Raw genomic sequence first — 214 nt, 5'->3', positions numbered from 1 at the left:
GGGCACCCTGTACAACTTCCTTTTTCAGGCTTGTATTCATGATATCCATTTCTTGTAGTCGTTTTATAGGAAAACGGAATCCCACAGGGACACGCATATAAATCTTCATGTACTTGTTTAAACTGGTTCTTTTTACACTCTGGATGTTCTTTACTTGCATAACGACGATAAGAAATATAGGAAAACAAATTGTTTTGAAACAATCCTTCCGCTA

General features: G+C 36.4%; 1 pseudogene. It reads right to left on the bottom strand.

Features of this window, described 5'->3' with window-relative positions:
* Nucleotides 1–214 (bottom strand): annotated as a pseudogene (locus MR056_RS22185) (IS1182 family transposase); the annotation flags it as partial.

It is taken from the genome of Bacillus cereus group sp. BfR-BA-01360 (genome assembly GCF_022663595.1).
Lineage (GTDB): Bacteria > Bacillota > Bacilli > Bacillales > Bacillaceae_G > Bacillus_A > Bacillus_A cytotoxicus.
Note: the sequence above shows the minus strand (reverse complement) of the source record. Positions and strands in the feature narration are given on the sequence as shown.